The organism is Nonomuraea sp. NPDC003727 (assembly GCF_053586935.1).
Genome location: NZ_JBSFNE010000020.1, coordinates 90,149 through 107,137 on the forward strand (window position 1 = coordinate 90,149; position 16,989 = coordinate 107,137).

At 70.8% G+C, this 16,989-nt stretch carries 13 protein-coding genes; 9 read left to right on the forward strand and 4 right to left on the reverse strand.

The window, feature by feature from the left end; genetic code table 11:
* The first annotated feature begins 139 nt into the window (after window positions 1–139).
* From ACWDLG_RS36960 to ACWDLG_RS36990, 7 genes are all read left to right on the forward strand, one after another.
* Window positions 140–667 (forward strand): PadR family transcriptional regulator, encoded by a 528-nt coding sequence (locus ACWDLG_RS36960; protein ID WP_449929049.1) that lies wholly within the window; start codon window positions 140–142, stop codon window positions 665–667.
* Window positions 664–1,356, forward strand: coding sequence for an ABC transporter ATP-binding protein (locus ACWDLG_RS36965; RefSeq protein WP_449929051.1), 693 nt, complete (start codon window positions 664–666; stop codon window positions 1,354–1,356). The genes ACWDLG_RS36960 and ACWDLG_RS36965 overlap by 4 nt, the downstream gene beginning before the upstream one ends.
* The gene (locus ACWDLG_RS36970) at window positions 1,353–3,566 is read left to right on the forward strand and encodes an FtsX-like permease family protein (RefSeq protein ID WP_449929053.1); all 2,214 of its coding nucleotides are present in this window, start codon (window positions 1,353–1,355) and stop codon (window positions 3,564–3,566) included. Before ACWDLG_RS36965 ends, ACWDLG_RS36970 begins: the two co-directional genes overlap by 4 nt.
* A gap of 16 nt (window positions 3,567–3,582) precedes the next feature.
* Window positions 3,583–5,874: a penicillin acylase family protein gene (locus ACWDLG_RS36975; RefSeq protein WP_449929055.1), complete on the forward strand. Its 2,292-nt coding sequence runs from the start codon at window positions 3,583–3,585 to the stop codon at window positions 5,872–5,874.
* Window positions 5,875–6,336: 462 nt separating this feature from the next.
* A complete protein-coding gene (locus tag ACWDLG_RS36980; protein ID WP_449929057.1) occupies window positions 6,337–6,990 on the forward strand; it encodes a lysophospholipid acyltransferase family protein in 654 nt (217 codons plus the stop codon).
* Window positions 6,991–7,065: 75 nt separating this feature from the next.
* Entirely contained in the window at window positions 7,066–8,658 is a 1,593-nt protein-coding gene (locus ACWDLG_RS36985; protein ID WP_449929059.1) for a penicillin-binding transpeptidase domain-containing protein, read from the forward strand.
* Window positions 8,659–8,733: 75 nt separating this feature from the next.
* Window positions 8,734–9,267 carry a hypothetical protein gene (locus ACWDLG_RS36990; protein ID WP_449929061.1) on the forward strand — a complete coding sequence of 178 codons (534 nt, stop codon included), beginning with the start codon at window positions 8,734–8,736 and terminating at the stop codon, window positions 9,265–9,267.
* A 176-nt stretch (window positions 9,268–9,443) separates the two neighbouring features.
* Here ACWDLG_RS36990 and ACWDLG_RS36995 read toward each other — a convergent pair whose 3' ends face one another.
* From ACWDLG_RS36995 to bla, 3 genes are all read right to left on the reverse strand, one after another.
* Window positions 9,444–10,193 carry a TNT domain-containing protein gene (locus ACWDLG_RS36995; protein WP_449929063.1) on the reverse strand — a complete coding sequence of 250 codons (750 nt, stop codon included), beginning with the start codon at window positions 10,191–10,193 and terminating at the stop codon, window positions 9,444–9,446.
* A gap of 819 nt (window positions 10,194–11,012) precedes the next feature.
* Window positions 11,013–13,253, reverse strand: coding sequence for a transglycosylase domain-containing protein (locus ACWDLG_RS37000; protein WP_449929065.1), 2,241 nt, complete (start codon window positions 13,251–13,253; stop codon window positions 11,013–11,015).
* Complete coding sequence (bla, locus tag ACWDLG_RS37005) at window positions 13,253–14,191, reverse strand: class A beta-lactamase (protein WP_449929067.1); 939 nt, start codon at window positions 14,189–14,191, stop codon at window positions 13,253–13,255. The genes ACWDLG_RS37000 and bla overlap by 1 nt, the downstream gene beginning before the upstream one ends.
* Before the next feature lie 501 nt (window positions 14,192–14,692).
* Between bla and ACWDLG_RS37010 the strand changes: the two genes are divergently transcribed.
* Window positions 14,693–15,337: a hypothetical protein gene (locus tag ACWDLG_RS37010; RefSeq protein ID WP_449929069.1), complete on the forward strand. Its 645-nt coding sequence runs from the start codon at window positions 14,693–14,695 to the stop codon at window positions 15,335–15,337.
* A 204-nt stretch (window positions 15,338–15,541) separates the two neighbouring features.
* On the opposite strand, the gene ACWDLG_RS37015 is transcribed toward ACWDLG_RS37010, so the two are convergent.
* Window positions 15,542–15,829, reverse strand: coding sequence for a DUF3040 domain-containing protein (locus ACWDLG_RS37015; protein ID WP_449929071.1), 288 nt, complete (start codon window positions 15,827–15,829; stop codon window positions 15,542–15,544).
* Between the two features lie 132 nt (window positions 15,830–15,961).
* On the opposite strand from ACWDLG_RS37015, the gene ACWDLG_RS37020 reads away from it, so the two are divergent.
* The gene (locus tag ACWDLG_RS37020) at window positions 15,962–16,975 is read left to right on the forward strand and encodes an Rv2578c family radical SAM protein (RefSeq protein ID WP_449929073.1); all 1,014 of its coding nucleotides are present in this window, start codon (window positions 15,962–15,964) and stop codon (window positions 16,973–16,975) included.
* Window positions 16,976–16,989: the final 14 nt, after the last annotated feature.

Consider the following 16,989-nt stretch of genomic DNA (forward strand, 5'->3'; position numbering starts at 1 on the left):
GATCCCAGGGCGGAAGCCGCCGCCGCTGAACGCGCCGAGCAGGGCAGGCCGCCCAGAGCCGAACCGGGCCGTCTTACAGATCAACAGCGCAGATGCGCTTATGCACCGCAGATATACCCTCAGTGTATAGTCGGCGGCCATGAGCGTCCCTCTTGCGCTGCTCGGTCTCCTTGAGCGGGAGCCGAGCCACGGATACGACCTGAAACACGACTACGACACCTACTTCGGCAGGGGCAAGCCGCTGCCGTTCGGCCAGGTGTACTCCACGCTCGCCCGCCTGGCCCGGGACGGCAAGGTCACCGCCGGGCAGAGCGAGCCGGGCGACGGACCGGACCGCAAGCGCTACGCCATCACCCCGATCGGCAGGAGCGAGGTCGAGTCGTGGCTGGCCGAGCCGGTCGCGGCTGAGCCGTACCTGCAGACCGTGCTGTTCACCAAGGTCGTGCTGGCGCTGATGCTGGACCGCGACGCGGCGGGTTACCTGGATGCCCAGCGCGCGGCTCACCTGCGACGCATGCGGGAGCTGACCGAGATCAGGCGCGAAGGCGCGCTGATCGACGTGCTTCTCGCCGACCACGCCCTGTTCCGTCTGGAGGCCGACCTGCGGTGGATCGATGTCACCCAGGCCCGGCTGGGAGCGCTGGCGGAGACGGTGCGCGGCCGATGATCGTCAACGCACTGCTGCGGGCCGAGAAGGTCAGCCGCTCCTACGGCAACACGGCCGCGCTGGTGGAGGCCGGCCTTTCGGTGACCGCGGGTGAGGTCCTGGCCATCATGGGGCCCAGCGGTTCCGGCAAGTCGACGCTGCTGCACCTACTCGCCGGGATCTTCACACCGGACAGCGGCGAGGTGTGGTTCGACGGGCGGCGGCTCGACACGCTGGACGACGGCCGCCGCAGCGAGCTGCGGCGCACCGCCTTCGGTTTCGTCTTCCAGTTCGGTCAGCTCGTGCCCGAGCTGACCGTGGCCGACAACGTGGCGCTGCCGCTGCTGCTCGGCCGTACCAGACGCAAGGAGGCCTACGCGCGGGCCGTCTCCTGGCTGGAGCGGCTGGAGCTGGCGGGCCTGGGCGGCCGGCGCACCGGGGAGCTGTCGGGCGGGCAGACACAGCGGGTGGCCATCGCCAGGGCGCTGGTGACGCGGCCGAGGGTCGTCTTCGCCGACGAGCCGACCGGTGCGCTCGACTCGCTCACCGGCGAGCACGTGATGGACCTGCTGGTGGGCCTGGCCCGCGAGGAGGGCACCACCGTGATCGTGGTGACGCACGACGTCCGGGTCGCCGCCTGCGCCGACCGGGAGATCATCGTGCGCGACGGCAGGGTGACCGACCCGTACGCCGGCGGGGTCGTCCGATGATCCTCCTGGGCCTGCGGCTGTCGCTGCGCAGCGGCAGGGAGACGGCGGCCCGGCTGGCGCTGATCGTGGCAGGGGTGGCGGTCGGCGTGGCCGTGCTGCTGGCCACGCTGTCGCTCTTCAACGCCTTCCAGGCCACCAACGACCGCCCCTGCTGGGAGTGCACGCGCGGCACGCCGCCCAGCGGCTGGGTCCTGGACGCCACCGCCGACGGCGCGCTGTGGAACCTCCGCGAGGACTACTACGCGGGCCAGACGATCAAGAGGCTGGACGCGGCGGCGCTCGGCGCCCGGGCGCCGGTCATCCCCGGGCTGTTCCGCATGCCCCTGCCCGGCCAGTACTACGCCTCGCCCGCGCTGGCCAGGCTGATGGACTCGGCGCCGCGCGAGCAGCTCGCCGGCCGCTTCCCCGGCACGCGGGCGGGCCTGATCGGCCAGGCCGGGCTGTCCGGGCCCGACGAGCTGGCCATCGTGGTGGGGCGGACGCCGCAGCAGGTCGCCGCCATGACCGGCACCCGGCAGGTCGACGCGGTCGCCACCGACCCTGCGGCCGATGGGAGCGCGGACGTCTACCGGTTCGGGTTCGGTATCGCCGCGATCGGGCTGATCGTCCCGCTGCTGGTGCTGGTGGGCACCGCCACCCGGCTGGCAGCCGCCCGCCGCGAGACCCGCTTCGCGGCGATCAGGCTGGTCGGCGCGACCTCCCGGCAGGTCAACGTCCTCGCCGCGGTCGACGCCGCGGTGGGCGCGCTGCTCGGCGCGCTGGCCGGCGTCGCGCTCTTCCATCTGGTACGGCCGGCCGTGGCCGGCGTGCGGATCACCGGTTCGCGCTTCTTCCCCGAGACGGCCGTCCCGAGCCCCTGGCAGTACGTGACCGTGCTGGCCTGCGTGCCGCTCGTCGCGGCCGGCGCCGCTCTGTGGTCGCTGCGCCGGGTGCGGATCTCGCCGCTCGGTGTGGCAAGGAAAGCCGCCCCGCCACCGCCGCGGGCCTGGCGGGTGGTCCCGCTTCTGGCCGGCCTGGGGCTCTTCGCGGGGCCGGCGTTCACCAACGGCAAACCCGATGCCCTGTGGGCCGACGCCGGGATCGCGCTCATCATGGTCGGGCTGGTGCTGGCCGGGCCGTGGCTGACGATGCTGGCCGCGCGCCTGACGGCCCGGCTGACCCGCGGCGCGGCGACGCTGCTGGCCGCGCAGCGTCTGGCCGCCGACCCGAAGGCCGCGTTCAGGTCGGTCAGCGGGCTGGTGCTGGCGGTGTTCATCGGGACGACGATCGCGGCCCTGGTACCGGCGGTGGTCGCGGGCCAGCAGGCCGTGGCAGGCGGCGCGCTCAACAACGTCCTGGGCGCCTCGCTCTCCCGGCCGGGCGTCCCCGGCCTGTCCTCACGGGCGTCGGCGGACCTGCTCGCCCGGCTGCGCGCCCATCCCGGCGCGGACGTGCTGCCGATCTACGCCAGGGCGGACCTGGGGACCATCCGCCCGCCGTTGGACGGCCCGCCACCCGCGACATCCGTCGTCGAGTGCTCGAGCCTGGCACGCTTCCCCATGCTCGGTCGCTGCCCCGTGGGTGCGCAGGCCGTGATGGGCAACTTCGCCCGCATCGTCGGCGCCGACAACCCCCTCACCGTCGACAAGCTCCTTCCGCTGGCGGGGCCGGCCAGCGAGTCCACCTCCGCAGCCGGGCTCGAGCTGGAGGCTGTCATGATCGGCACGGGTGACGCGGCGACGCTGGAGCGGCTGCGCACCCTGCTGGCGGACTACACCGCCGAGGCGCCGATGACCTTCGCCGAGATCGCCCAGGCCAGAGCGGACCTGTACATCCGAGCGGAAAACGTGGCCCTGGTCATGGTCGCCCTCACCCTGGTCGCCGGCGGCTGCAGCCTCGTGGTGGCGGTCGGCGGCGGCCTGGTGGAGCGCAGGCAGCCGTTCACCCTGCTGCGGCTGGCCGGCACGCCCACGCGCACCCTGGCCACGGTGGTGCTGCTGGAGTCGGCGGTGCCGCTCGTGCTGGCCGCCGTGCTCGCCGCCGGAGCCGGTTTCGGCGTGGCCGAACCGGTCATCGACCAACTCGCGATGAAGGGCGCGTCCCTGGCGATGCCCGGGCCGGTCTACTTCGCGGCCGTCGGCGGCGGCCTGGCCGCGTCCCTCCTGGTGATCCTCACGGCCATCCCGCTGCTCAGGCGCATGACCGCGCCCGACAACGCGCGTTTCGAATAGGAGTCCCATGACGCTCATGCTGAGACTGGCAGGGTTGATCGCGCTGTCCCTGATCGCCGCGGTCGTGGTGGCAGTGCCCACCAGCGCGGCGGACGCCCGCTACTCCGCGCAGATCCGGCGCACCGAGTACGGTCTCCCGCACGTGTCCGCCAAGGACTATGGCGGGCTCGGATTCGGGTACGGCTACGCCTTCGCGCAGGACAACCTGTGCGTGCTGGCCTCCTGGGTGGTGACGCTGCGGGGCGAGCGATCCAGGCACTTCGGCCCCCAGGCGGAGTCCGACGACCCGGTCCGCCCGGTCGCCAACCTGGTCAGCGACGTCTACTACAAGAGCGTCGCCGACTCAGGCGTCGTGCGGCGGCTGCTGGCCCAGCCGCCGCCGGTGGGCCCGAGCGACGAGCTGCGCCGGCTCGTCGACGGCTACGCCGCCGGGTACAACCGCTACCTGGAGGAGACCGGGGTGGCGAACCTGCCGGATCCCACCTGCCGAGGCAAGGCCTGGGTCGGCCGGATCACCGCCACCGACATCTGGAACAACCTCCTCGACCTCGGTCGCATGGTCAGCAGCTCCCAGTTCAAGGAGCACATCGTCGGAGGAGCCGTGGCCGAGGGGCCGCAGCGGCGGCCAGCCGCGGGCAGCAACGCCTGGGCACTCGGCCGCCGGGCCACCCGCGAAGGCCACGGCATGCTGCTGGCCGACCCGCACTTCCCGTGGAACGGCATCCGCCGCTTCTACCAGGTGCACCTCACCATCCCCGGCGTTCTCGACGTCTCCGGCGCCAGCCTGTACGGCACGCCGGTCGTCCAGATCGGCCACAACGCGGCTGTGGCCTGGACCCACACCGTCTCCCACGCCCAGCGCTTCAGCCTCTACCAACTCGACCTCGTGGACCCCACCAGCTACCTGGTGGACGGCCACGCCGAGCCGATGGGCCGCCAGGAGGTGCAGGTCACCCTGCAGGACGGCACCACGGTGGCCCACACGCTCCACACCTCGCGCTACGGCCCGGTGCTGGCCGCCGGGCAGACCGACAAGGTCGCCTACGCGCTGGCCGACGCCAACGCCGCCAACCTGCGGGCGGCCGACGAGTGGCTGGCGATGGCCAGGGCGAGGAACCTCACCCAGCTCCGCGCGGCCCAGACCGCGCATCAGGGCATGCCGTTCGTCCACACGCTCGCCACGGACGCCGGTGGGACCGCCTTCTTCGCCGACACCTCGGTCGTCCCCCACGTCACCGACGCCCAGGCGGACCGCTGCGCCAAGCCCTCGCCCATGCCGGGCCTGGAGGCGTACGTCCTGGACGGCTCGACCTCCGCGTGCCTGTGGGGCAAGGATCGCGACGCCGTCGTGCCGGGCATCTTCGGGCCGGGCAGCCAGCCGAAGCTGACCCGCGCCGATTACGTGGCCAACTCCAACAACACCGCCTGGATGACGAACCCGTCGGCGCCGCTGACCGGCTACCCGCGCGTGTGGGGCGAGGCGCGTACCGAGCTGGAGCCGCGCCCCCGTGTCAGCCTGGACATGATCGCCCAGCGGCTGTCCGGGACCGACGGGCTCGGCGATCCGGGCTTCACCCTGCGAACGCTCCAGGCCACCGCGCAGGGCAAGCGCAACCACACCTTCGAGCTCATGCGCTCGGACCTGCTGCAGCTGTGCCGTGCCCACCCCGAGCTGACCACGTCCGCCGGCAGGCAGGTGAACGTGCGCGAGGCCTGCCGGACGCTGCGTGCTTGGGACGGGCGCGCCACCCTGGACGGCCAGGGGGCCGTCCTGTGGCGAGAATTCTTCGCTCGGCTGGAGCGTCCCACCAGGCCGGGGGACCCCGTTTTCACCCCCTGGCGGGTGCCGTTCGATCCCGCGCATCCGCTGACCACCCCTCGGGGGCTCAAACGCGACGACCCGGTGGTACGGCAGGCCCTGGCCGACGCCGTGCTCTACTTCCAGACCAACCGCATCCCCCTGGCTCTCACCCCCGGCCAGGCGCAGCACTACTCCTCGATCCCGGTTCCCGGCTGCACGGAAGGGGAGGGCTGCTTCGACAGGGTACGCATGCGCGGCCGGCTCGGCACCGACGGGCGTTACCCGGAGGTGGACACCGGTTCCAGCTTCATGATGGCCGTCGAGCTCACCCGCGCCGGGCCCCGTACCCGCACCATCCTGACCTATTCGCTCTCCACCAACCCGGACTCGCCCCACCACACCGACCAGACCGTCCTGTTCTCGCGCGGCCAGTGGGTCAGCGAGCGCTTCACCGAAGCCGAGATCGCGGCCGACCCGCATCTGCGGACGACCACGGTACGCGGGTGAGGCAGACGCCCTACGAGAAGGCCGTCCTGGTGCCCAGACGGTGGAGCGGATCGCCGGCTGTCACGACCCGGGGCGCCGGCGGGCCCGGTGCGGATTTCCTTCCCGTTGCGCCAAAGCCGACCAGAGCGCCGTGACCTGCGCTTTTGCCGTTTCTCATGGGTCCGGTGAGGCAAGTGCTGACCCAGTCTTGGGGCGGGATGGAATAGCGACCGCCGGATGTCCGTTAGAGTCGACAAGGCCGCTGTGGTCTGTGTCCCCCGGGCCGCAAATTACCGCCTTCACGGAATACCGTTCGGCTGGAGCCGTGTTGTGCATCTCGCCGAGGAGGCGACCGCCACAGCGGCCTTGAACGTGGAGACGGCGCCCCACCCCTCACGGGTGGGGCGCCGTGCCGCGTTGGGACGTGGGCCGGCGCCGGGCCCACTAGGGTGGGCTTCGCCGTCCCACGACCCAGGAGAGCCGTTGCTGTACCAGATGGTGAAGTTCGTCGCCGCGCCGATGGCGCACGTGATGTGGCGCCCGCACATCTCCGGCGCCTACCACGTCCCGGCCAAGGGTCCCGCCATCCTGGCGGCCAACCACCTGGCGGTCATCGACTCCTTCCTGCTTCCCGCTCTCCTGCCCCGCCACGTGACCTTCGCCGCCAAGAGCGAGTACTTCAGCGGCAATCCCGTCTCGCAGTGGTTCATGCGCCTGGGCGGCAGCCTGCCGGCCGACCGCGAGACGGCCACCGCCGCCCAGGCCCTGCTCGACAGCGCGGCCGACCTGCTCGAGCGGGGCGAACTGTTCGGCATCCACCCCGAGGGCACCCGCTCCCCCGACGGCCGCCTGTACCGCGGCAAGATCGGCGTGGCGTGGCTGGCGCTGAAGACGGGCGCGCCGGTCCTGCCCGTGGCGCTGTCGGGCACGGAGAACGTCATGCCGCCGGGAGCCAAGGTGCCGCGCCTCACCAGGATCGGCATCAAGATCGGCGCTCCGCTGACCTTCGAGGGCGACCACAGGAACGCCCGCGACAGGCGCAGGGTCACCGACGAGATCATGGCCGAGATCCAGAAGCTGTCGGGCCAGGAGTACGTGGCCACCTACGCCGCCAGCGTGAAGGCTGGCCGGTCGTGATCGGCCGACGCTAAGCTCGTGAGCCGATCGAGGACATGGGGGTGACTCGTGGCGCGTGGCCGGACGATCGCGATCGTGTCGGGAGCCACCGTGCTGGCGGTGGGGGCCGCCGCGGGCGGTGCCTACTGGCTGCTGCACACCCGCGGCTCGCCGGAGGAGACCGCCCGGCGCTTCGCGGCGGCCTGGCAGGCGGGCGACACGCCGAAGATGACGGCCGAGCTGGTGGCGCCCCAGTCGCTGGCCGCCTACGACCAGCAGCGTAAGGGCCTCGACGTCGAGCGGATGGCGATCACCGTGGGCCGGGTCGTCGACCACGGCGACGACACCGCCACCGCCCCCTACACCGCCACGCTCACGCTCAGGCACATCGGCGAGTGGTCCTACACCGGCCAGATCGACCTCAAGGTCGCCGAGCGCGCGTGGAAGGTCGCCTGGTCGCCCAGCACGCTCCACCCGTCGCTGACGGGCGGCGCCGCCTTCAAGCTCAAGACCGACTGGCCGCGGCGCGGCGCCATCACCGACGCCTCGGGCGAGCGCATCGACACCGGCCAGGTCGGCGGGTCGGTGCAGCAACTGGTCGGCTTCCTCGACAAGGCCACCGCCAAGGACGTCGCCAAGCTCGGCCCCTCCTACCGTGCCGGCGACGCGATCGGCCGCGGCGGCCTGCAGGAGAACTTCCAGAAGCGGCTGGCGGGCACCCCCGCCACCGAGATCATGCTCGGCGACAAGGTGCTCGGCAGGATCGACGGCAGCAAGGGCAACCCGCTGGAGACCACGCTCGACCCGCGGGTGCAGACCGCGGCCGTCACCGCGGTCCGCGACCTGCCCAAGCCCACGTCCCTGGTCGCCGTACGGCACGCCACGGGCGAGATCCTCGCCGTCGTCAACAACCGGGGCGGCTTCAACCGGGCGCTCGACGGTCGCTACCCGCCGGGCTCGACCTTCAAGGCCGTCACCGCGCTCGGCCTGCTGGCCGAGGGCGTCTCCCCTACCCAGCGGGTGACCTGCCCCAAGTACGCCACCATCGGCGGCCTGAAGGTGCGCAACTCCGAGCACGCCGAGTACGGCTCGCTCACCTTCTCCGACTCCTTCGCCTACTCCTGCAACACGACCATCGCCCCGATGGCCGCCGAACGGCTGGGCTCCGACAAGCTGCTGAAGGCCGCCGAGATGGTCGGCTTCAACCAGCCGCTGGCCGTCGGCGTCCCCGCGGCCAAGGCCAGCTTCCCCAGGACCCAGTCCGACGCCGAGCTCGCCGCCGCGTCCTTCGGCCAGGCCAGGATCACCGCCAGCCCGCTGACCATGGCCTCGGTCGCGGCCGCGCTGGCCGACGGCACCTGGCGCCCGCCGACGCTGGTGTCCGGCCTGAAGCAGAAGGCGGCGGAGGTGAAGCTGCCCGACGACGTGGCCGAAGACCTGCGGTCGATGATGGCGGCCGTGGTCACCAAGGGCACCGCCAAGGCGGCGGGGCTGCCCGAGGGCACGCGCGGCAAGACCGGCACCGCCGAGTACGGCTCCGGCCCCGAGCTTCCGTCCCACGCGTGGTTCATGGGCTACCGGGGCGACGTGGCCTTCGCGGTCGTCGTCGAAGGCGGTGGCGGTGGCGGCAAGGTGGCCGCGCCCGTCGCGGCGGCCTTCCTGCGCGGCCTGGCCGCTTCGCTGCCCTAGAAGCAGCGAAGCGGCGCGCCGTCCACGAGCGCGGCCGGCCCCGACCACCGCCCCGCGGACAGCTGAGCTGCGATCATGGGACGCATGCTGTCCCTGTCGATGAATGACGCCGCAGCCGACATGCTCCGGGTATTGGGCGGGCTGGCGGGCGTCGAGCCACCGGGCGGCCTTGCCGCGGGCCTTCGCGAGCGCGTGGCGGAAGGCATCGTCCGCCGCGGCGAGGTGCTCACCTGGGCGTCCTCGACGGGACATGCCGAAGGCTTCCCCTCCTTCCACGACCTCACCGGCTGGGAGTGCTCCGACAGCTCCTTCCATCTGGAGGACCACGTCCCGATCGACATCGTCAGCGTGGATGGCGCACCCACGATCAGCGACGATGACCAGCGGATCCTTCTCATGAACGGCGTCGCGTTCGCCCTGGAGTTCAGCCGGCTGGTCTACGCCCTCGACCCGCCCAACGCCGTGCGCTGCATCGTGAACGCCAATGAGACCAACGCGACTTTCAGGTTCCACCAGATCAGGCCCGGCGAGACCTGGAACGCCGCCGACCTCGACAGCTTCCGTCACGACAAGATGATCGTGATCGACATCAAGCCCGCAAGGACCTGACGAATCAAGCCGGCCGCGATCCTCGCTGGCGCGGAGAGGATCCGGCTGGTCGACGGCGAGGCGGGCTTCCCTGCTCGGGAGGCAGTCTCAGCGGTCGGGCGAGGTTCGGCGCCCGCCGCCGGCGAGATCTTCGCACCCCGCCGCAGGCGAGCGCCGCCGCTGCCAGGCCCTGTGTCCTACTCGCTGCCGGCCACGAGATCGGCCGGCGGGATCGGCGCGATCTCCTCCAGGTACTGGTTCGCCAGCAGCCAGCTCACCGGAACTTCTTGGCTGGTCTGCGGAGCCTCGGGAATGTACTTGCTGAGCACGTGGTATTGCGTGCCGCCGCCCGGCTGCTGGAAGGCGGGGGCGGCCGGGCCCACATCGACGCGGAAGGGCTTGAGGACCCGGAAGGCGTGGTAATTACATGGGTGCTCGGGATCCTGCGCGTTGGTGTTGAGGTTGCGCGGCGGCAGCCCGCGCCTGATGAACAGGTCGCCCATCGGCGCCAGGTATGCGCCCCCGTATCCTCCGAAGCGGTCGAGCCTCATGCCGATCTGCAGAATCGTCGTCTTGACCAGCAGCCTGCCGTTGGGGTAATTGCCGGACTGGGCGAATCCGGCGTTGGGCGGGTAGCGGTAGTCGTTCGTGGTGTAGTCCCAGTAGCGCGACAGGAAATGCTGCGGGCTGAGAGTGCCCAGCGGCACGTAGCCGCGCAGGAGCGCACCGAGATAGCCGGTCCGCGGCAGGAAGACCGGCCCAAGGTCCGGGTCGCCGGTCACGTACGGCGGTCCGCAGACCAGTTGGCCGCCCGGCGTGCTCCTGCTGTCGCTCTCGCCTTTACCGGGCGGCGGCGTCGGACCGAGATCCGCCGCATGAACGAGCCGGGTTTCGGACTGCAGAACGCTGTCGGCGTGCGCGGCCACCCCGCCCATGGCGCTGGCCATCGCGTATATCGCAGCGACCAGCATGGCGCTTCGTCGATAGAATCGCATGACTTTCCCGTCAATTGTGGACGACAAATACATGAAGGTTGACCACAAGCGATTCAGCGACGTACGCACCCGATCGCACCGCGACTTCCGCCGGATCAGCCGCTTCGGCATTTCTCGCTCGAGAAGGGCGCTCCTATGAGTACATGCGGGCATGAGTGCATTACGCACATGAATAATGTGATCGATCTCTACATTCCCGGCACCACTGGAACCAGATCACATCAACCGCAAGAGAAGAGCAAAGAATAGAGCAATGAACGCAGCAGTGCGCTATTTTCTGAATTTCCCAGCACATGCTATTTTGTATCGCCATGTCGGATATATATGCCGATTGCACACTTTCCGGAGAATCCGCCGGCCGTCCTCGACGACGCGGCCACGCCGTCCGACGGACCTTCCAGGGACGGCGCCGGTCAGGGGCGACACGGCTCGAGGTGTGCGGGAGGCGGTTGCCTGGCGTGTCGTGCGTGCGTCGGCGGCGAGGTGGCGGTCATGATGGAGCATGAGTCGCGCCGACTCCATGTGACACGTTGAGAAGAGGGCCCCGGCATGTCGCCGGGGCCCTCGACGTTCGTCGGCCGCCGCATGTCCCGAAGGGGACCGCGCCACCGGAGCCGCGCCACCGGAGCCGCGCCACCGGAGCCGCGCCACCGGGGCCGCGCCACCGCAACCCCGCCCGCCGCGCCCGGGCACTGCCCGCTTCGCCCACCCGGACGAGCGTGCCGCCTGGCGCCGGAACGGCCGGCGGCCCGGACAGGTGGGAGACCGGCCTCAGCCGTTGGGCGGACCGTGGCGGCGGCCACGCGGACGGGTGTCCTCCACGGCCCCGGTGTCAGGATCGGCGGCCTCGTCGGCACCTGACTCGTCGGCGTTCCCGATGGCGTCGGTGCCGGAGTCGGCCTCACGTGCGCTGTCGCCGTCGTCGGGTGCGGACTCCGGCGCGGGACGGCAGTGCCCGGAGCAGCCCTCGAAGCGCTCCGCGTTCAGGGGCGTGAACCGCGTCGGCGGCACGCCCGTGAGCGCGCCGAGCATCGTGTCCTTCCAGATCGGCCCGGGCAGGGTGGCCCCCTCCACCGTTCCGTAGTAGCGCCCGCCGATCGTCACCCCGGTCAGCTTGTACCGCTGGGAGCCGCGCGGGTCGCCGATGCTGACCGCCGACGCCAGATCCGGAGTGAATCCGGCGAACCAGGCGGTCGCGTAGCCGTCGGTGGTGCCCGTCTTACCCGCCGCGGGGCGCCCGATGCCCCCGACGCCGCGCATCGTGCCCTTGGTGAACACGCCGGACAGCACCTCCGCCGTCGCGTCGGCGATCTCGGGGTCGAGTGCCTGGCGGCATTTGGGCCGGTACCGGGTGACCTTGCCGTCCCGGTCGGTGATCTGCGTGATCGCCATCGGCGCGCAGTACCGGCCGCGCGCCGCGATGGCCGCGTACGCGTTGGCCACCGTCACCGGGTCCATCTCGTTGACGCCGAGCGTGAACGTCTCGACCTCGCGCAGCTTGCGACCGTCGGCACGCCGGACGCCCAGCGACTGGGCCGTGGTGACCGTGCTGCAGAGCCCGACCCGCTGCTGGAGTTCCATGAAGAAGGTGTTCACCGAACTCCAGGTGCCGGTCCGCAGCGTCTTCCACCCGGGCGAGCCCTCGTCGTTGGTGACCGTGTGCCGGGGGTCGCCGACCTTGCCGCCCGCGCAGGTCCTGAACGTGGCGAAGTCCGGCGCCCGGTAGCCGGCGCCGGCGCTCAGGCCGTCGTCGAGCTTCATGCCCCGCTGCAGCGCGCTGATCAGGGTGAAGGTCTTGAACGTGGAGCCCGCCTGGAACCCGACCCCGCCGCCGTGCGCGGCGTCCGCGACGACGTTGTAGGAGATCTCGTTCCTGGACTTGCGGGGGCCGTACGGCCGGCTCGCGGCCATGGCCCTGATCGCTCCGGTGCCCGGCTGGACCAGGGCCTCGGCGGCGAGGGGGCCGTCGGAGGCGCGCACGTACCGCCTGATGGCCCGGTCGGCGGCGGCCTGCATGGCCGGGTTGATCGTGGTCTTGATGGTCAGCCCGCCGCGGTTGAGCATCTTGAGGCGCTCGTCGGCGGTCTTGCCGAAGTCGGGGTTGCTCAGGATCTCGTGTCGGACATACAGGCAGAAGTAGGTGTATTTGGTGGACTCGCAGCCGCCGGGGAGCTTCGTGCCCTTGTAGCCGAGCTTGGTGGCCTTCGCCGCCGCGGCCGCCGCCGGGGTGATCGCGCCCAGCTCGGCCATCCGGTCGAGCACCACGTCACGGCGCTTGCGCAGCCGCTCGCGGTACTTGCCGCCGAGGTTCGGGTCGGTGGCGTTCGGATCCTGAACGGCTCCCGCCAGCGTCGCCGCCTGCGCGAGTGTGAGCTTGCCGGCCCGGACGCCGAAGAACCGCTTGGCCGCCGCCTCGACGCCGTAGGCGCCGGCGCCGAAGTAGGCGATGTTCAGGTACTTCTCGAGGATCTGGTCCTTGGTGTAGGCCTTCTCGACCCCCATGGCGTACCGCAGCTCTTTCAGCTTGCGCGCGTAGCTGGCCTCGAGGGCGGCGTTCTGCTCGGCCTGCGTGTCGGCGGAGTTGAGCAGCACCTGCTTGACGTACTGCTGGGTGATGCTCGACCCGCCCTGGCTGACCTGGCCCGCCCGCAGGTTCGTGGCGAGCGCCCGCACCGTGCCCTCGAGGTCGATGGCGCCGTGCTCGTAGAAGCGGTAGTCCTCGATCGAGACGATCGCCTTCTTCATGACCTCGGCGATCTCGTCGAAGCCGACGGCCTCCCGGTACTGCTCGTAGAAGCGCGCGATCTCGTTGCCCTTGGCGTCCTGCACGGTCGTGACCTCGGCCAGCGGCGGCTCGGCGAGGGCGACCGGCCTGAGGTCGACCTGTCCCACAGCCGACATGAGCCCCAGACCCGCACCCCCCGTGGCGGGGAAGGCGATCCCCGCCACGACCACGCCGGCCGCCACGCCCGCGGCGGCCAGCCGGACGACCTTCGCTGTCCGTCGCGCCATCAGAGCTTGCCGAGCCCACGCGCCAGGATGGTGGCGGTCTTGGCGATGACCGTGTTGTCGACGGCGGGGGTGCCGCGGTTGGTGTAGACGGCCATGATGATGGGCGCCGCCGCCTTGCCCGGCCAGATGACGGCGAGGTCGTTGCCCGCGCCGATCTCGGTGTTCGTGCCGGTCTTGTCGCCGATGGTCCACGTCTTGGGCAGGCCGGCACGGATGCGCTCGTCGCCGGTCTTGCTCGCGATGAGCCAGGCGTTGAGCCGTGCCCGGTCCTTGGGGTGCAGCGCGTTCCCGGTCGTGATCAGGCGCAGGTCGCGGGAGATGGCGGCGGGCGTGGTGGTGTCGCGGTTGTCCTTGGGGGTCCAGTCGTTGAGCTCGGTCTCCCAGCGGTCCAGGCGGGAGATCGGGTCCTTCAGCGAGCGGAAGTACCTCGTCAGGCCGGCCGGCCCGCCGATCTGCTTGAGCACCATGTTGCCCGCGGTGTTGTCGCTCAGGGTGATGGTCGCCTCGCACAGCTGGGCGACCGTCAGGCCGTCCTCGACGTGCTTCTCGGTGGTCGGCGAGTTGGGCTTGAGGTCGGCGGCCGTCCACGTGACGACCTTCTCCATCAGGCCGGGCTCGGAGGTGCGGGCCTTGTGCAGCGCGGCCGCGCACAAGGGCGCCTTGAACGTCGACAGCAACGGGAAACGCTCGCCCGCCCGGTATGTCACGGTCCTGCCGGTCGCGGTGTCCACGGCGTACGCGCCGATGCGGCCGTCGAAGGACGCCTCGAGCTCGCGCAGTTCCTTCCCGACCTGGGCCTGCGCCGAGAGCGGCCGCGCCGCCGTCACGGTGGCGGCCGAGGCCGTGGCGATGCCGGGGGCGGCCCCGGACAGGAGGGAGATCGCCAGAGCGGTCGCGGGCAGCGCGGCCGAGAGCCGGCGGGCGCGCGGGTTTCGCATGTCACATCCTTGCGTCGGCTGTCAGAGGCAAGGAGCAAAGCAGGCCCGGCCCGGTGCAGTCCAATAGCGATATGGACGATCAACCAATATCAGTTTCGATATGAGAACTGGTGGTGTCGCGTGTCGCGGGACCGTGCCAGACGGAGTGGCGGGCCCGTCACATCAGGAAACGCGATCTTTCCGTGCCATGACCGGCCCTGCCGCACCGCCGGCGGAGCGGGGACGCCGCGCGGCGCTCAGCGTTTTCGTAGCTTTTGACCGGCACTTTCCTCGCTCGGGAGACTCCGGCGTGGCGTGTCGTCACAAGACAACCCGCGACGACTGTAAGCATCCTCATTGTTACGTTGAGTCACTCAACGGACGAGCGTCGGCCGTCATCCGGCCAGCGAGTCAGTCGCGGCCCCGCCGCGATCCGAGAGGGAACGGATTTTCTCTATGTTCACGAGTCCCCGAACAGACACCACACCGACACCGCCGGCGCGGCACAAGCCACTGAGGAGGGTGGCGACGCTGACGCTGGCGGGATCCGTCTCCATGGCGCTCGGCGCCAGCCTGTGCTCACCGGCCATCGCGTCCCCGACCGTGGGGAGCGGGGCCTCCGCAGGGGTCGCGGCTTCGGATCCCCGCCCCAACGGTCGCCCCACGCTGCGGGAGGAGGCCAGGAGGAAGTGCAGGCCCAGGAGCTTCTTCCGGTTCCACAACTTCGAGCCGAGGAACTTCTTCATCCCGCGTAGCCGCTTCATCGACGGCCCCGGCGGCGAGATCACGGCGACCGTCAGGCGCCAGCACCGCGTGTACTGGGAAGTCGAGATCGAGCGCGAGAAGGGCAGCGAGATCCAGATGCCCTTCAACCAGGACACTCTGATCCGCAGGCTGCGCAACAACGTGAATCCGCTGCTCGCCGAGGAGAACATCGTCGAGGCGGGCCACGAGTACACCCACACCATCAGCAAGAACATGTACGGCAACCTGTGGTACCGCGTCTTCGGCTACCGCATCGGCTTCTCGGCCTGGCGGCAGTTCCAGAACTGCGACGTCCACCCGGTCGCCACCGGCATCGCCAACGTCCCGTCGAGGGTCGAGGGCTGGAGGTACTGGGAGACCAAGCGCCCCATCTTCATGGGACGCGTCCTGTCGGCCAAGTAAGTACATCGACGGTGACCGTATCGCGTAGGCGCCCGCCTGCACCCACGGTGACCGAGTATCCGGCGGCCCGGGATCCGGGCCGTGCCCGCACGGTCGGGGATGCCGTGGGACGTGCGGGAGCGGCTGCCGGCGGCCGAGCTCCACGAGCTCCCGCCGGCGGCGGCGCACCCTGAAGGCCGTCGCGAGTGCGGCCGCCGGGGCGGCCTAGAAGGCCAGCGCGGCGGCCTCCTGGCGGAGGACCAGCACCAGCAGCGTCGCCACCAGCGTGGCGATCAGCACCCAGCTGATCACGATGATGACCGTCGAGCGGCGGAGGCGGCGCCTGGCGGGCTGCTCGCCGTTGGCTCTGGCCGTCCGGCGGCGCTCGGACTCCTCGCTGCGCCGTACGCGATCGTTGAACGACTCCAGCCGCGCGACGAGTCGCGGATCATCGTCGACGAGGTGGCGCTCGATCTGTGCCAGCATCCGCTCCTCGTCCTGCGACCAGGCCATCGTGCACCTCCGAACGCAAGCTCTGTGCACCGTTTCCTGCCCAACCGTGAAGATCATTATCCGTTCCTAGGGCAGCGAATTGCAGAGTCTTTCCTGTTGCGATCATTGTCGAACCTGCGTTCTAATCATGTCATGCGCTGGGACAACCTGCGTCTGACCGACGCCGGCGGCGACGATTCGACGCTGCCGCTGTTCGCCCGTGGCGCGGTGACCCGCACCTTCGACACCCCCGAGTTCCGGGGGATGACCTTCTACGAGATCCACGCGAGATCGATCATCAACAAGGTGCCGGCCGCCAGTCGCGTGCCGTTCTCCTACACCATCAACCCCTACCGGGGGTGCAGCCACTCGTGCGTCTACTGCTTCGCCCGCAAGACCCACGAGTATCTCGACCTCGACGCCGGCCACGACTTCGACTCCAGGATCGTGGTGAAGGTCAACGCCGCGGAGCTCGCCCGTAAGGAGCTCGCCGCGCCGCGCTGGGGCGGCGAGCACGTCGCGATGGGCACCAACGTCGACTGCTACCAGCGCGCCGAGGGCCGCTACCGGCTGATGCCCGGCATCCTGCGGGCGCTGGGCGAGGCCGCCAACCCCTTCTCGATCCTCACCAAGGGCACGCTGATCCTGCGCGACCTGCCGCTGCTGGTGTCGGCGGCACGGGTGACGGAGGTGAGCACGGCGGTGTCGGTGGGCTTCCTCGACGCCGAGCTGTGGCGGACGGTGGAGCCGGGCACCCCCCATCCGCGGCGGCGGCTCGAAGTCTGCCGGCGGCTCAACGACAGCGGCATCGCCTGCGGCGTGCTGATGGCGCCGATCCTGCCCTACCTGTCCGACTCCCCCGGGCAGTTGGAGGAGACGGTCGGGCAGATCGCGGCGGCCGGCGCCACGCACGTCACGCCGATCGTGCTCCACCTGCGGCCCGGGGCGCGCGAATGGTTCCTCGGCTGGCTCTCGCGCGAGCATCCGCGGCTGGTGCCGCGCTACCTGGAGCTGTACGGCAGGGGCGCCTACGCGCCGAAGGCCTACCAGGATCAGGTGACGGCCCACGTCAGGCGGCTGGCCGAGCGTGCCGGGATCGGCCGCTCGCCTTCGTGGCGCATCAGACCGGAGCAAGCCGCCAAGCCGGAACAGTTGTCCCTTTTGTGAGGCCAAGTAGCCAT

Bases quoted from the DNA above. Each gene is read 5' to 3' on its own strand.
- ACWDLG_RS37000 (WP_449929065.1), bottom strand. From the start codon at position 13,253: ATGGCGCGACGGACAGCGAAGGTCGTCCGGCTGGCCGCCGCGGGCGTG.
- ACWDLG_RS36975 (WP_449929055.1), top strand. From the start codon at position 3,583: ATGCTGAGACTGGCAGGGTTGATCGCGCTGTCCCTGATCGCCGCGGTC.
- ACWDLG_RS37020 (WP_449929073.1), top strand. From the start codon at position 15,962: ATGCGCTGGGACAACCTGCGTCTGACCGACGCCGGCGGCGACGATTCG.
- ACWDLG_RS36995 (WP_449929063.1), bottom strand. From the start codon at position 10,193: ATGGCCAGCGCCATGGGCGGGGTGGCCGCGCACGCCGACAGCGTTCTG.
- ACWDLG_RS37015 (WP_449929071.1), bottom strand. From the start codon at position 15,829: ATGGCCTGGTCGCAGGACGAGGAGCGGATGCTGGCACAGATCGAGCGC.
- ACWDLG_RS36970 (WP_449929053.1), top strand. From the start codon at position 1,353: ATGATCCTCCTGGGCCTGCGGCTGTCGCTGCGCAGCGGCAGGGAGACG.
- ACWDLG_RS36960 (WP_449929049.1), top strand. From the start codon at position 140: ATGAGCGTCCCTCTTGCGCTGCTCGGTCTCCTTGAGCGGGAGCCGAGC.
- ACWDLG_RS36965 (WP_449929051.1), top strand. From the start codon at position 664: ATGATCGTCAACGCACTGCTGCGGGCCGAGAAGGTCAGCCGCTCCTAC.
- bla (WP_449929067.1), bottom strand. From the start codon at position 14,191: ATGCGAAACCCGCGCGCCCGCCGGCTCTCGGCCGCGCTGCCCGCGACC.
- ACWDLG_RS36990 (WP_449929061.1), top strand. From the start codon at position 8,734: ATGGGACGCATGCTGTCCCTGTCGATGAATGACGCCGCAGCCGACATG.